Annotated in this window: 15 protein-coding genes; 7 read left to right on the top strand and 8 right to left on the bottom strand. The window is 68.8% G+C overall.

Translation table 11 applies throughout. The annotated features are described in order from the left end of the window. Positions 1-81: 81 nt before the first annotated feature. From QPK27_RS05570 to QPK27_RS05545, 6 genes are all read left to right on the top strand, one after another. Entirely contained in the window at positions 82-1524 is a 1443-nt protein-coding gene (locus QPK27_RS05570; protein WP_290417210.1) for a serine protease, read from the top strand. Between the two features lie 5 nt (positions 1525-1529). Beyond that, entirely contained in the window at positions 1530-2546 is a 1017-nt protein-coding gene (locus tag QPK27_RS05565; protein ID WP_290417209.1) for an FHA domain-containing protein, read from the top strand. A 69-nt stretch (positions 2547-2615) separates the two neighbouring features. Next, positions 2616-2951: a hypothetical protein gene (locus QPK27_RS05560; protein ID WP_290417208.1), complete on the top strand. Its 336-nt coding sequence runs from the start codon at positions 2616-2618 to the stop codon at positions 2949-2951. 95 nt (positions 2952-3046) lie between these two features. Continuing rightward, the gene (locus QPK27_RS05555) at positions 3047-3607 is read left to right on the top strand and encodes a hypothetical protein (protein ID WP_290417207.1); all 561 of its coding nucleotides are present in this window, start codon (positions 3047-3049) and stop codon (positions 3605-3607) included. A gap of 68 nt (positions 3608-3675) precedes the next feature. Next, positions 3676-4119 (top strand): GNAT family N-acetyltransferase, encoded by a 444-nt coding sequence (locus tag QPK27_RS05550; RefSeq protein WP_290417206.1) that lies wholly within the window; start codon positions 3676-3678, stop codon positions 4117-4119. Positions 4120-4169: 50 nt separating this feature from the next. Beyond that, positions 4170-4583: a PPC domain-containing DNA-binding protein gene (locus tag QPK27_RS05545; protein ID WP_290417205.1), complete on the top strand. Its 414-nt coding sequence runs from the start codon at positions 4170-4172 to the stop codon at positions 4581-4583. Positions 4584-4661: 78 nt separating this feature from the next. Here QPK27_RS05545 and QPK27_RS05540 read toward each other — a convergent pair whose 3' ends face one another. The 6 genes from QPK27_RS05540 to QPK27_RS05515 all read right to left on the bottom strand — a co-directional run bounded on the left by QPK27_RS05540 (position 4662) and on the right by QPK27_RS05515 (position 11982). Continuing rightward, positions 4662-5486 (bottom strand): alpha/beta fold hydrolase, encoded by an 825-nt coding sequence (locus QPK27_RS05540; RefSeq protein WP_290417204.1) that lies wholly within the window; start codon positions 5484-5486, stop codon positions 4662-4664. Positions 5487-5590: 104 nt separating this feature from the next. After that, positions 5591-6340, bottom strand: a complete 750-nt coding sequence (locus tag QPK27_RS05535; protein WP_290417203.1) for a LytTR family DNA-binding domain-containing protein — start codon at positions 6338-6340, stop codon at positions 5591-5593. Next, positions 6337-7494: a sensor histidine kinase gene (locus QPK27_RS05530; RefSeq protein WP_290417202.1), complete on the bottom strand. Its 1158-nt coding sequence runs from the start codon at positions 7492-7494 to the stop codon at positions 6337-6339. Before QPK27_RS05530 ends, QPK27_RS05535 begins: the two co-directional genes overlap by 4 nt. Before the next feature lie 55 nt (positions 7495-7549). Continuing rightward, on the bottom strand, positions 7550-7936 hold the full coding sequence (locus QPK27_RS05525) for a response regulator (RefSeq protein WP_290417201.1): 387 nt from the start codon (positions 7934-7936) through the stop codon (positions 7550-7552). 58 nt (positions 7937-7994) lie between these two features. Continuing rightward, positions 7995-10904, bottom strand: a complete 2910-nt coding sequence (locus tag QPK27_RS05520) for an ATP-binding protein (protein ID WP_290417200.1) — start codon at positions 10902-10904, stop codon at positions 7995-7997. A 475-nt stretch (positions 10905-11379) separates the two neighbouring features. Then, positions 11380-11982 carry a phasin family protein gene (locus tag QPK27_RS05515; protein WP_290417199.1) on the bottom strand — a complete coding sequence of 201 codons (603 nt, stop codon included), beginning with the start codon at positions 11980-11982 and terminating at the stop codon, positions 11380-11382. 312 nt (positions 11983-12294) lie between these two features. Between QPK27_RS05515 and QPK27_RS05510 the strand changes: the two genes are divergently transcribed. Then, positions 12295-13101 (top strand): hypothetical protein, encoded by an 807-nt coding sequence (locus QPK27_RS05510; RefSeq protein WP_290417198.1) that lies wholly within the window; start codon positions 12295-12297, stop codon positions 13099-13101. On the opposite strand, the gene QPK27_RS05505 is transcribed toward QPK27_RS05510, so the two are convergent. Then, positions 13098-14012: an ion transporter gene (locus QPK27_RS05505; RefSeq protein ID WP_290417197.1), complete on the bottom strand. Its 915-nt coding sequence runs from the start codon at positions 14010-14012 to the stop codon at positions 13098-13100. The genes QPK27_RS05510 and QPK27_RS05505 overlap by 4 nt on opposite strands. A 51-nt stretch (positions 14013-14063) precedes the next feature. After that, complete coding sequence (locus QPK27_RS05500; protein ID WP_290417196.1) at positions 14064-14618, bottom strand: NADPH-dependent FMN reductase; 555 nt, start codon at positions 14616-14618, stop codon at positions 14064-14066. Positions 14619-14696 lie beyond the last annotated feature (78 nt).

The raw sequence follows: 14696 nt of genomic DNA, 5'->3' as shown, positions 1-14696 counted from the left end.
TCCACGGCCGCCGCGCTAACGCGCGCACCGCCCATTAAACCGGTGGCAAGATAGCATCTTCAATTCTCCTATGAAGATTGCATGAAACGGGCCGTCATCGCACTGTTGCTGTCCTGCTTTGCCGCCGCCGCCGCGCCCCAGGCGAATGCGCCGGCGGCGTCCGCGCGCTCGGCGCCGGGCAACGGCACCAGTCCGAATGCCGCCCGTCCCGCCGTCTCGCCGCCGCCGCAGATGCCGGCCGAGACCCCGCCCGCTGCCACGCCCAATTCTCCGATCCCGGGCGAAGTCGAGACCCAGGACGCACTGCCGCAGCCGTCGTCGGCCGCCCAGGACCTGTACGAATCGGCGCGCGGCGACCTGCTGCAGATCCGCATGCTGCTCAAGAACGGCCGTACCCAGTCCACCGTCGGCTCGGGCTTCCTGGTCGGCACCAGCAACCTGGCCCTGACCAACTACCACGTGGTGTCGCAGATGGCGCTCGACCCGGACGTGTACACGGCCGAGTACATCGACACCGACGGCAACACCGGCCCGGTGGAACTGATGGCGGTCGACGTGCTGCACGACCTGGCCGTGGTGCGCGTCAACCGCAACGGCAGCGGCTTCTTCAAGGTGCCCGAGCAAGCGGTCAAATTGCGCCAGGGCCAGCCGCTGTACTCGCTCGGCAACCCGCTCGACCTCGGCTTCGCGATCTCCGAGGGCGCCTACAACGGCGTGCTCACGCGCAGCTTCTACGACCGCCTGATCTTCGGCGGCCCGATCAACTCCGGCATGAGCGGCGGCCCCAGCGTCACCGCCAGCGGCACCGTGGCCGGCATCAATGTCGCCCGGCGGCGCGACGGCGAATCGGTCAGCTTCCTGGTGCCCGTGGCTTACGCCCAGGAACTGCTGCGCAAGGTGGCCTCGCAACCGGCGCCGCCCGACGACTTCAATCCGCTGATCGGCCAGCAGCTGCTGGCGCACCAGAGCGGGATGGTGGATAAACTGCTGGAAGAGCCGCTCACGCTCAAGGGCATGGGGCCGTACCTGGTGCCGGTGCGCGAGTCCGGCCAGGTGCGCTGCTGGGGGCGTTCGAGCGTCAAGCGCGGGGCCGCCTTCAATACCGACGCCATGAGCTGCGTGATGCAGTCGGCGGTGTTCGTGTCCGACTCGCAGCAGACCGGCAACGTCGCCATGACCCACCAGTACATCCGCTCCGGCAGCATGGAGCCGCTGCGCTTCGCCGCGCTGGCGAGCGACCTGTTCAAGGTCGATAACCTGGGCATCGGCGATGCGCGCCTGACGAAACCGTTCTGCACCGAGCGCTTCGTGCACACCCGCACCCTGCCGCTGCGCGCCGTGACCTGCGTGCGCGCCTACCGCAACTTCGAGGGCCTGTATAACTTCACGCTGCTCACGGCCAGCACCGACGCCTCGCAGGCCAGCCTGCAAAGCCGGCTCGACGTCTCCGGCGTCTCCTACGAAAACGGGCTGCGCGTGACGCGCGCCTTCCTCGGCGCCTTCGGGCGCGCCGGACGCAGGTGACGCCGATGGACCAGCAGACGCGCGAACATGCGGGCATGCCGTCCGACACCCAGGCCGCCATGCCGCCGAACGTGGCCACGGGCGGGCCGTGGACCATCGAGACCCTGGCGCGCAACGGCGAGGTGCTGCAGCGCCAGCGCGTGAACACGCTCCCGATCCGCATGGGGCGCGCCTACGACAATGACTTCATCGTCGACGACGACTACGCCGCCCCGCACCACGCGCTGGTGGACGCCGGCCCGGACGGCAAGCTGCTGCTGCGCGACCTGGGCACGCGCAACGGCATCGTGCACAAGAAGCGCCGCGTCAAGGAACTGGCGATGGGCGGCGACACCGTGGTGCGCATGGGCCACACCACGCTGCGCATCCGCCCCGCCTCGCACCCGGTGCCGCCCGAGCTGCGCGACCGCACCATGCACGGCTGGGAAGGCGTGGTGCCCGGCCTGGCCGGGATCCTGCTCACCGCCCTGTGCGCGCTGCTGGCGGCCTGGCTCACGGACCGCAACAACATCGAGCTGCAGCGCTACGTGCAATGGCCGGCCGCCGCCATCGGCGTCGGCCTGGTCTGGAGCGGCCTGTGGGCCTTCGGCAACCGCCTGTTCGGGCGCCGCGCGCGCCTGGGCCGCCACTACTTCATCTTCGGCTGCGGCCTGGCGACGCTGCTGTGCGTGCGCCTGCTGGCGAGCGTCGTCGCCTACGCCTGGTCGCTCGAATGGGTCACCGGCTACGCCTCGCACGCGGCGGTGGTCACGCTGGCGGGCATGATCTACTTCCACCTGGCCACCGTCACGCCGCAGCTGCGACGGCGCCTGCGCATCGTGTGCGCGGTGCTGGCGGTCATCGTGTCGATCCTGGTGCTGGCCGGGAACCAGCAGCAGCACGGCCTGATGGCCGACGAGCTGTACATGCCGGTGCTGCTGCCGCCGGAACTGCGCGCCAGCCCGGATGCGCCGGTGGCGGAGTACATCAACCAGGTGGGGGCGATGAAGAAGGAGATCGATGCGGAGCGTGGCGGGCAGTAGCGCCGATGGCGCGCCCGCGCCGGTGCGTTGCTATACTCTGCGCTCCATTCACGCTGTCCGGACGAGGATATGCCCACCTGGTTCAACCTGGCACACGGCACCAGGGCGCTCGCGATGAGCAACGACTATCCGTGGCCTTACGATGTCGATATCTGCTTCGACGGCGTTGCGTCTCCGGTGGCGCTCAGCGAAGGCGTCGGCTGGGGAAGTGCCGGCTGCCGGCTCGCGGCGCGCGAGGCGCTGGCCGAACGATGGCGCGCGAACTTCGACATCACGAACGGATTGTGGCTGATTCCTTACCTGGAGCGCCTGGCCGACGGTACTCCTCTGCCAAAAGAAGAGATGCTGCTCGAAGCTGAAAAAAGGATGGGCAAGCCTCCCGAGAACTATGTTACGGCCGGATGAAGAAATTGGCTGCCGATAGATTTTTTCGCCCGGGTTGAACCGGCCGAGTAGGTCGTTCTGTATGCTTCAGGTTCCGTACAACCCTGTGCCACAGCATGTCATCCTTCAACCTCAACACCCATCAATCGGTCTACCGCGAGCGTCTGCTTGAGCATCTCCTGATCGGCGATCTGCTGAAGTATTCGTGGTTACACGCCGGCGCCACCCTGGAAGTCTCGCAGCCGTCGATCGACCGCTCCGGTCACGATGTGGTACTCGAAGCGAACGGCGTAACGCGCCACGTTCAACTCAAATCCTCTTCTCGAAACGCGACAACGGCCCACCAAAAAGTGCATCTCGGACTACTCGGCAAACCATCCGGCTGCGTCATCTGGAGCCGGTTCGATGCCGACAGCATGACCCTCGGCCCCTTCTTGTTCTTCGGCGGCGAGCCTGGCGCCCGGCTGCCATCGCTCGCCGATTTCCCGACAGCGAAGCACGCAAAAGCGGATGCTGCGGGTGTAAAAAAGGAGAGGCCAAATCTGCGGGTCGTTCCGATTGCCAGGTTCCAGCTGGTCGCAGATATTCCAGGCCTGTACGCGATGCTGTTTGGTAGCGAACATCACGCGCTGTGCCAGGATGCCGCCGAACGTGACACTGCGCCTGTCACCGCCTGACCGCATGGACCGCATTCACCTGACCGCCGAACTGCCGATCCTGCACGGCGACCGCCTTGCTGCGGGCGATGACCGACGCCGATGCCGCAGCGCTGTTCGCCATCTACGGCGATCCCGGCGTCATGCGCCATACCGACGAGGAACCGTTTCCCGGCGTGGAAACGGTCGCCGTCATGCTGGCAAGCGTGCGCAGGCTGCTGGCCGAGGGCGCGTCGCTGGAATGGGCGATCGTCCTGCACGCATCGGGCGAGGTGGTCGGGACCTGCGGATTGCACGGCTTCGACTACGGCGCACGGGCCGCGCAGGTCGGCTGCATGCTGCGGCGTGCGTGCTGGGGCCAGGGCTACATGACGGAAGCGATCGGCTTGATGACGCGCCATGCCGTGGACGGGCTGGGCCTGCGGCACCTGAATGCGGATGTCGCGCCCGACAACGAACGGTCGCAGCGCCTGTTCCGGGGGCTCGGCTATCGCGCGGCTCCCACGGGAATGCTGGAGCTCGCGCTCCGGTAATACAATCGGAGTTCCATCATCGACCCCGCGGCGCCACCGCCCCCTCTCCCATGCGCACACTGCCCGTACGCCTCCGCCCGCAACAGGACCTGCGCAGCGCGCTCGACGCGCTGGCGCGTGAACATGGCCTGGCTGCCGCCTTCGTCCTGCAAGGCATCGGCAGCCTGAGCGTCGCCCGCATCCGCTTCGCCGGCCGCGGCGACGCCACCGAACTGCGCGGCGACCTCGAAATCCTGACGCTGGCCGGCTCGCTGTCGCCCGACGGCGCCCACCTGCACATCAGCGTGGCCGATGCCGACGGCCGCGTCACGGGCGGCCATGTGGCGCCGGGCTGCATCGTGCGCACCACGGCCGAGATCCTGCTGGCGGCGCTGCCCGATGTGCGCTTCAGCCGCGAACCCGATCCCGCGTCAGGCTGGGATGAGCTGGCGATCCGGCCGCTGGCCGAACCGCCCCGCCTCTGAGGCCGCCGGCGTGCATGCCCGCCATCGCGGCAGCCAGCGCCCGCATGGCAACAGCACGCTCGACGCCATCCCGGCGCGCTAGTCGGCTGCGGCCATCACGTCGCGCACCGCCGCCGCCACTACCTCGGGCGAGGTCAAGGCCATCTGGTGGCTCGAATCGACCACTACCTTCTTTGCCTTCGGATACAGCGCGCTCACCTGGCGCCGCGTCTCCTCGTCCATCCTGAAGGCGCCGAAATCGACTGCGATGGCGGTGGCCGACTGCGGCTGGTTCACCAGGCGCACGATCGGCTTGTCGTCGATGCCATCCAGCGCCAGTATCTGTTCTCCGGTCTCGTCGATGCCCTCGATCTCGCGCCAGACCGTGCGCGAAAAGGCCAGCCGGCCGGCGAGGCGGCTGTACAGCGGAAAGTCGGCGGTACGCTTGACCATGCGCGGATACAGCGCGTCAACCAGCACCAGACCTTTCACCTCGTCCGGATAGGCGCGCGCGAACAGCTGCACGTACAGGCCGCCCAGCGAATGCCCGACCAGCACGTAAGGCGGCTTGAGGCCCTTGTGGCGCAGCACGGCGCGCAGCTCCTCGACCACCGTGCGGCCGTCGCGCGGCGTCGGCGCCGCCTCGCTGTGGCCGTAGCCGGGACGGTTGTAGGCGAACACGGTGGCGTCGCGTGCCAGCAGCTGTGGCACCACGCCCCATTTCTCGATCGTGTTGCGCGAGCCGCCTTCGAACACGATCACGTCTTTCGATGCCGGATGGCGGATGATGAGCGATTCCAGTTGGCGCCCGGCGATGGTTTCGACGGTCGGCACCGGCGCGGCTGCTGGCGCCGGGCCGGTAACAAGACACAACAGCACGAGGGCGGACAAGGGCAAGGACAAGGAAAATGTGGACCTGGACATGGGCGTCTCCGTCGAAGAAAACGCCAGCATCGCCGCCGCGCGCCATCAATGCATTCGCCATGCGACGAATCGACGGCACAGCCGATGAATGGCAAGCGCCTCGGCTACATCGCTTTGAACAGGTGGACGAAAGCCCGGCTGACCGGCAGCTCGCCGGCGTGGCCGCGCACGCGCAGGAACAGCCGGCTGGCGTCGTCGCGCCGCGTGCCTTCCAGCCAGGCCAGATTGATGATGGTGGACCGATGCACCTGCCAGAACTGCTGCGGGTCGAGCTGGGCAACCAGGTCGGTGATGGTGGTGCGGATCAGGTATTCGCCGTGCACGCTGGCGACCACGGTGTACTTGTCGTCGGCCTGGAAGAAGCGCACGTCCGCAACATCCAGATGACGCGTGCGCTCGCCCTGCCCGGCCAGGATATAGCGCAGGCGCGGCTGCGCCGGAGCGGCCATCAGCTGCTGCAACGCCTGCGCCAGCGCAGCGTCGGGCGCCACGGCCGGCGCTGTCGCCGCGCGCAGCCGCGCCACCGTACGCGCCAGCCGCTCGGTGCCGACCGGCTTGAGCACGTAGTCCAGCGCCGCATGCTCGAACGCCTGCAGCGCGAACGCATCGAAGGCGGTGACGAACACCACGCGGGTGGCTCCCTCGATCCCCTGCGCCACTTCCAGGCCGGTCAAGCCCGGCATCTGGATGTCGAGGAAGGCCAGGTCCGGCTCCAGCTCGGCGATACGCGCGGCGGCGTCGACGCCGTTGCGCGCGACGTGGACGATCTCCAGGCCGGGCCACAACGCCAGCAACTGGTCGCGCAGGTACTGCGCCAGGTGCGGCTCGTCGTCCGCGATCAGCGCACGCGTCATGCCGCCACCGCCGCGACAAGCAGGTCGTCCGCGCGATGATAAGGGAGCACCAGCACGGCCTCGGTGCCGCCGCCGGCTCCGGCGCGCAGAATTAACCTGGCGTCGCTGCCGAACTGCGCCTGGAGGCGCGCACGCAGGTTGGCCAGCGCCATCCCGGCGCCGGGCCGCAGGCGGCGTCCGGGCGCATCGATGCCGGCGCCATCGTCCATCACACTGACTTCAAGCCGGCCTTCGCGCACGTCGGCGCGCACCACGATGCTGCCGCCGTCGATCTGCGGCTCCAGGCCATGATGGACCGCGTTCTCGACCAGCGGCTGCAGCATCAGCGCAGGCACCTGCGCCGCGCGCGCTTCGACGCTGGCCTCGATGCGAAAGCGCAGCCGCTCTTCCATGCGGATCCCCATCAGCGTCAGGTAGCTGCGCGCCATCGCCAGCTCGTCCTCGAGCGTGGCGTCGCTGCTGCGCATCTGGCTCAAGCCGGCGCGCAGGTAGGTCGAAAACGTCTCCAGCATGCGCTTGGCGCGCGGCGGGTCGTAATCCATCAGGCTCTGGACGTTGGCCAGGGTGTTGAACAGCAGGTGCGGTTCGATCTGCCCCTGCAGCAGGCGCAGGCGCGCATCGAGCGCGTCGCGTTCGAGCTGCTGGCGGCGCAGGCGCGCGCGCCACCAGGCCCAGTTCACGCCCATCACGCACAGCAGGAACACGGCGAATTTGGTCAGCGCCGCCGGCAGCGAGTGAAACATGCCCCAGACGTTGAAGCCGACCAGGATCGGCACGATCGTGAAGCCGATCGTCATGCCGAGGATGATGGAGCCCAGCGCCAGCGCGCTGAGCAGCATGCCGGCGCGCAGGTCGCGCACGTCGGCCATGCGCTCGACCAGGGTGTTGGGCAGCCAGCGTCCGGCCAGGCGCAGCACGCCGAACAGCGTGTGCACGATGCACATGCAGATGCCGATATTGGGCAGGATCGAAGCCCACCACCATCCGGGCCGGTCGACCCGCCCGAACACGGCGACGAAGGCCATCAGGCCGAGCGCCAGCGCCACGGCCAGCAGCGACGCGGCCAGCAGGCGCGCGCCCAGGACAACGTTGGCGGCGGGACGGAATTCCCACAGCGAGCGCCAGCCCTGCAACAGGATCGAATGGTTCAGCATGCGGCCAGTGTAGCCCGCCGCACCCACGCTGGCGAGCGCAATGATGCCGCGATGGTCAGAGCAAGCCGTGCCGGTCCAGCGTCGCCGCCAGCTCGCGCTTGAAGCCGCTGAAGTCGACGGCCTTCTGGATGTAGTCGATCGCGCCCAGCGCGGCGGCGCGCTGGCGGTCGGCGGCCAGGCCAGAACCGGACAAGATGATCACCGGCGCATGGCGCACCGCGTTGGCGCGCAGGCGCTCGAGCAGTTCGAAGCCGTCGACGCGCGGCATCTTGATGTCGAGCAGCACCAGGTCGAAGCCGTCGGCCTCGATCATGCGGTACGCGTCTTCGCCGTCGGCGGCGGTGGCGACATCGACCCGGCCGGCGCCGGCATATTGTTCCAGCGCCAGCCGCGTCAACATCAGGTCGATGCCCAGGTCATCGACCAATAGTATGTTCTTCATCGGCCGCATGGTAACAGAGTGCGCGCGCGGCGCCGTTCGCTTGCGCGCCGCGCCGCGGTCAGGTGATCTGGCTCAGCAGCCGGCTGACCGTCTCGGCCGCGATCGGCTTGGTGAAATGGTGGTCGATGCCGGCTTCGCGCGAGCGCGCCAGGTCGTCCTCGGAACCCCAGCCGGTGACCGCCACCAGCGTCATGCCGGCCAGTTCGGGCATGGCGCGCAGGCGGCTGGCCAGTTCGAAGCCGGTCATGCCGGGCATGCCGATGTCGAGGAAGCCGATGTCGGGCCGGAACTCGCGCGCGATCTCGAGCGCGTCGCGGCCATTGGTGGCAGTGCGGATCTCGTGCGCGTTCAGCTGCAGCAGCAGCGACAGGCTCTCGGCGGCGTCGGTGTTGTCGTCCACCACCAGGATGCGGAAGGTGCGGCGCTGCGCGGTGCGGCGCTCGGGCAGCGCCGGGTCGCCGCCGTTGCCCTCCGCCTGCACGCCGAGCGGCAGGCGCACCGTGAAGGTGCTGCCCTGGCCGACGCCGGGGCTGGCCGCGCTCACGCGGCCGCCGTGTAGCGCCACCAGCTGGCGCACCAGCGACAGGCCGATCCCGAGGCCGCCCTGGGCCAGGCCCATGTTGCGGCCGACCTGGTTGAACATCTCGAAGATCGAGTCCTGATGCTCGGGCGGGATGCCGACGCCGCTGTCGGTCACCGCGATCACCGCTTCGCGCCCTTCCTTGCGCACCGCGAGCGCGATGCGCCCGCCCGGCGGCGTGTACTTGGCGGCGTTGGTGAGCAGGTTGTTGACCACCTGGGCGATGCGGGTCGGATCGATCTCGAGCAGCAGCGCTTCGCCCCACATACTCACGTCCAGCACATGCCGTGCGCCCTGGATCATCGGGGTGCTGGTCTCGACCGCGCTGGCCGCCACGCGGTTCAGGTCGACCAGCTGCTTGCGGATCTCGATCTTGCCGCTGGTGACGCGCGCGACGTCGAGCAGGTCGTCGATCAGATGCGTCATCTGGCGCGTCTGGCGCTCCAGCATCTCGCGCACGCGTTCGATGGTCTCGGGACTGTCGGCGCGCAGGCGCATGATCTCGAGGCCGGTGCGGATCGGCGCCATCGGGTTGCGCAGCTCGTGCGCCAGCACCGCCAGGAATTCGCTCTTGCGCCGGCTCGCTTCAGCGTCCTCGGCCGCCAGCCGGCGCAGGTTGTCCTCGGTCTCGCGGCGCGCGGTGGTGTCGCGGAAGATCAGCGCCACCTGATTCGCGCCGGCTTCGCCCAGGGGCGAGGCATTGGTCTCGAACCAGCGGCCCAGCACGTCCGAATAGGCCTCGAACTGGTCCGACACGCCGCTCAGCGCCACATTGCCGATGCGTTCGATCCAGGCCTGCTCCAGGCCCGGCACCATCTCGAGCGCGGTGCGTCCGCGCGCATCAAGCAGGCCGGACTGGCTTTCGAACATCGGGTTCAGTTCCAGGTAGCGGAAGTCGCGCGGCCGGCCGCCTTCGTCGAACAGGATCTCGACGATGCAAAAGCCGGCGTCCATGCGCTCGAACAGCTTGCGGTACTTGGCCTCGGACACGCGCAGTTGCGCCTCGGCGCGCTTGACGCGGTCGATGTCGGTGACCACCGACACCTGGCCGGTGATGCGGCCTTCGACATCGCGGATCGGCACCGCGCCGATGTGGGTCCAGATCTCGGCGCCGTCGTCGTCGCGGTACAGCGCCTCGATGCCGGGCACCACGCGCTCGCCGCGCAGGGCGCGCGCGCCGGGATAGTCGTCGCGTCCGACCGGGCTGCCGTCGGGATGCAGCGCGGTCCAGCGCGCGTAGCGGCGCTCGTCGCGCGAGGGCATGATCCCGCTCGGCACGAAGCGCTGCATGGCCTGGTTGGACAGCACCAGCCTGCCGTCCGGGTCGGCCACGCCGACGCCGACCGGCAGGCTGTCGAACACCGCCGACAGCCGCGCTTCGCTGGCGCGCAGCGCCTGGTGCGAACGCAGCGCGTCGAGCGCGGTCCAGGTGCGCTCGGCCACGTCCTGCAGCAGGCGCAGTTCGATGTCCTGCCAGTGGCGCGGCTGCGCCGATTGCAGCACTACCACCGACAGCAGGCGGCCGTTCTTCAGCAGCGGCAGCGCCAGCAGGGCGCCGACCCCGGCGCCGGCATAGCGCGCGCCGTGGCCGGCGGTGCGTTCGTCATGGGCGACGTCGCCTACCGCCACCGCCTGGCCGGCGCGCAGCGCGGCGACCAGCACCGGGCCGACATCGTGCAGGCGCGCATCGGCGCCGGCCAGCCGGGCAACGCCCTCGCGCACCCATTCGGAGAGCACCGTGAAGCCTTCGCCACCTTCGCCGTCCTGTTCCGCTTCGGCGTACAACACACGCGCCGCATCGAGTTCGGCGCCGATCATGGCGCTGGCCGCCTCGACGATCTGGTGCGAGGTGTCGACGCTGCGCAGGCGCTCGGACAGCGCCAGCTGGAAGCTGCGCCAGCGCAGGTCGTTGACGCGGTCGGTGGTGTCGAGGGCGCTATGGAAGAAGCCGGCCACCGCGCCGTCGGCCAGGCGCAGCGGCGCATACGACACCGTGAACCAGTGCTGGCGCAGCGTGCCGCCGTCCGCGATCAGGGCCGGGGCGTCGTCCATGTGCTGGGCAATCCCGGCCAGGGCGCCGGCTGCACGCACGCCGGCTGTCTGCCACAGTTCCGGCCAGGCCAGGCTGAAAGGCTGGCCGAGGGCGGCCGGATGGCGCGCGCCGAGCAGCGCGGCGTAGGCGTCGTTGTACAGCACCACGGCCTGCCCGCCCCACCCGATCAGCGCCGGGTGCGGCGCTTCGAGCATGATCTCGACCGCGGCGTGCAGTTCGCGTGGCCAATGCTCGGGGTGGCCGAGCGCACTCGCCTCCCATGGGTGGGCGCGCAGCAGCGCACGCATGCCGCCGCTGGCTGCGGAAACCGGTGTGTCTTGGCCAAAATCGTTCATCGTTCCATTGTCGCACGAACGATGATTGACCATAGGCAATCTTGGACATGTGGCGCATCCGACGTGGCGCGCTTGCCTCAATCGTGCCGCGGCCGGCTACGGTTGCACTTTGAAAGTAGGCACTGATGGGTGACTATCGGTTTGCCGTCACTCGTTCACGCCGTCATCCTTGCTCCCCGTCCGAGGATCGCCGGCAGCCTGGCGTGGGTCCTGTTCTAAATACTGATGGTGCTGGTCACGGTGGAAGACTACCGGCGCGATGGCAGCCGCGCAACCTGGCGCCGGGGCTGGAAGCGCCGCTACTGGTGGCGCTGACGGCGGCCGCCAGCTTTGCCCTGTACGAGGCAGTACAGCGGGCGGCATTGCTGCGTCCCCTGTTCGGATTGCGCGCATTGCGTGCTGCCGACGACCGGCCAGCCGCCAAGGCAGGCAGCCGGCCGGCGTCCGCGGTTTAGCGGAGAAGGATCGCGAGACCTTAGTGCGAGGAAGCGCCGGTCTGGCGGCTTTGCTGGCTGCCCTGGCCGTGCTGGGCGCTGATGGCGGTCGAGGTGGCCTGGGCCTGGCCGTTCGGCTGCGACGCGTGGGCGGCGCCGTCGCCTGCGCGGCTGTGGATGGCGCCGTCCTGGCGGGTGAACGGATCGGACAGGTTGCGCATCGCTTCCTGCTGGCTGCGGATGCCGCGCTCGGCTTCTTCGGCCGAGGTGCGCGCCACTTCGTCCACCAGGGCGCGCGCGGTGCGGGTGGTGTTCTGCACGTGCTGCTCGGTGACCCTGGCCAGTTCGACCTGGGCGTCGCTCGCCAGGCGCGCGATGTGCTGCTGGTAGGAACGCAGCTTCTCGGTGGCCGGCTGGGCGCGCGACGATGCCGCGCTCAGCACTTCGGACTGGCGGTCGGCGCTCAGCACCTGCTGGCTGGTGAGCGTGGTTTCCTCGAGCATGGTCTGGGCCAGCTGGATGTTCAGTTCGCACATCTGCTGGAACGAGCGGAACAGCGATTTCGACATGTCGTTCACAAAAGCGGTCTGGGCGTCCATGTGGCTGCGCACGGCCGGCGTCACGGATTGCGGGAATGGGTACATGCTGGAACCTCTCTGGTTTGGTTGGAGTGCGTGCCGCCGGCAGTCCCGGCGCGGCGCGGCGTGCCCGGCCCGCCCCACGCGCACCCTGGCGGTGCACGGAAGCGGGCCATCCCGGAGCAAACCTGTCCAGCCGCGGGCATTTCTGGCATGTGGCGCTGCGCTCGATACTTCCTGACGACACGAGCCTAGAAGGCTAAAGGCCCAAGCGTGCTCAACCTTTGATCTGGAACAAACGAATTCGTATCCATGCAAACTGAGCTGGCGCGATCCTTGCATGGTAGAAAGCACCGTGAACTCGTCCGGGAGAAGGCGATGTTGGTGCAAAACGATGTGCTCGAATATGTGACGGCGCCCGACCGCGCGATCCGCGTCCTGTGGATCGACGTCGAACACGCGCTGGCGTATACCTATGAACTGCGCAGCCGCGCCGCGGTGCCGAGCCCGGCGCCGCTGCGCGCGCTGCGCGACGACGTGGCCTCGGGCCGCGCGCGGCGGCTGCTGGTCGACCCGTGCGCGGCGCCGGTTCCGCCCGACACCATGCCGGCCGGCTACCTGGCGCTGCAGGCCAAGGCCTGGTCGGCGGTGCGCGCCCTGCACGCCGACCGCCGCGCGCTGTACGATCCGCGCCGCCGCGCCGCGCTGGTGGCGGCCTACGCCACGGCGCACGGCATCTCGAAGTCGAGCATCCTGCGCTACCTGCGCCGCTTCTGGGAACGCGGCCAGACCCCGGACGCGCTGCTGCCCGACTACGGCAACTCGGGCGCGCCGGGGCGCACCCGTGCGGTCACGGCCGGCATCAAGCGCGGCCGCCCGCGCAAGGATGCCGGCACCGGCCTGAATGCCGACGAGCGGATCCGCGCCATCTTCCGCGCCGCCGCCGCGCGCTATGCGGCCAGCCACGACGACTTCTCGCGCCGCGCCGCCTACCGCATGATGCTGGAGCACTTCTTCCAGGACCAGGAACCGAACGCGGTGCCGACCTTCGGCCAGTTCAGCTACTGGCTGGAGCGCGACGGCTCGATCCCGGCGCCGGCCTGCGAGACGGCGGCGCCGGAGAGCGCCCGGGCGCGCCTGACGCCGGCGTCGGCGCTGGCGCGCTTCGCCCAGCAGGCCGCCTAGCTACCTTCCTGTACTGCCTCGGCCGGCGCCAGCGCCGCGCCGCAATCCTTGCAGAAGTGGGCGCGCGGGTCATGTCCACCGCTGCCGCAGGCCGCGCACTGGCGCGGCTGGCCGCGCGGCGCGTTGCGCGACAGCTTCTGCGAGGTCATCTCGGCGGTGACGATGCCGGTCGGCACCGCCAGGATGCCCCAGCCGAGCAGCATCATGAACGAGGCGATGCCCTTGCCCAGCGCCGTATGCGGCGTCATGTCGCCGTAGCCGACCGTGGTGATGGTCACCGTGGCCCAGTACATCGCCATCGGAATGCTGGTGAAGCCGTTTTCCGGCCCTTCGATCACGTACATCACCGTGCCCAGGATCAGCACCAGCATCAGCACCACCGACAGGAACACCATGATCTTGCGCCGGCTCGCCACCAGCGCCTGGCCCAGCTTGTGGTATTCCTCGATGTAGAGCGTGAGCTTGAAGATGCGGAACACCCGCAACAGGCGCAGGATGCGCACGTCGAGGAACACCTGGCTACCCGGCAGCAGCAGCGACAGGTAGGTCGGCAGCACCGACACCAGGTCGATCACGCCATAAAAGCTGGTGGCGTAGCGCCCCGGACGCTGGATGCAGACCAGGCGCGCGACGTATTCGACCGTGAACAGCAGCGTGAAGGTCCATTCCAGCGCCGTCATCACCGACGCGTAGCGGGCGCCGATCTCGGGCACGCTGTCGAGCACCACCACCAGGATGCTGAGCAGGATCAGGCACACCAGCGCGATGTCGAAGCGGCGCCCGGCCGGGGTGTCGGTGCCGAAGATGACGTCGAACATGCGCGCGCGCCAGCCGCCGCCGGGACGGCCCAGCAGCGCAGGCAGGTCGCGCGGCGCGGTGGGGACGATTTTCGAATCGGTGGAACGGATCATTGGCCGGCCGCCCCGCAGCCGGTCGTGTCGACAGGGCCTGCAGGACCTGACTTAGACCGCATGCTGGTCGACCCAGGCGCCGTAGGCAGTCATGAATTGCTGGAAGAAGGCGCGCGTCGATTCGTCGGTCAATTGATGACCGTCGTACTTGGAGGCGACGCCGCCGACGTAGGCTTCCGGCGCCGGCATGGTCGGCATGTTCAGGAACGGTAACATCTGGCGCAGGTGGTGATTGGCGCCGAAGCCGCCCAGCGCGCCCGGCGAGACGCTGACGATGGCGGCCGGCTTGTTGGCGAACACCGCCTTGCCGTAGGGGCGCGAACCGACGTCGATCGCGTTCTTCAGGCAACCCGGCACCGAACGGTTGTACTCCGGGGTGCAGAACAGGATGCCGTCGGCCTTGCGGATCGCATCGCGGAAGGCGGTGAACGACGCCGGCGGGGTAGCGGTCTCGTCGTCCTCGTTGTACAGCGGCAGGTCGCGCAGTTCGACGATCTCTAGGTGCAGGTTGTCCGGGGCGACCGCGATCAGGCTGTTGGCGACGCGGCGGGTGAACGATTCCTTGCGCAGGCTGCCGACCAGGACGGCAATGTGTTTGGTGGCCATGATGGTTCCTTGAATGAGGTCGTTGTCGATGGCCGATGATAACCATTTTTGCAAGCTTGCGTTCCTGTCCTTATTGCC

It is taken from the genome of Massilia sp. YIM B02443, from assembly GCF_030411955.1.
Classification (GTDB): domain Bacteria; phylum Pseudomonadota; class Gammaproteobacteria; order Burkholderiales; family Burkholderiaceae_D; genus Telluria.
This window is presented reverse-complemented; position numbering and strand designations above follow the sequence as displayed.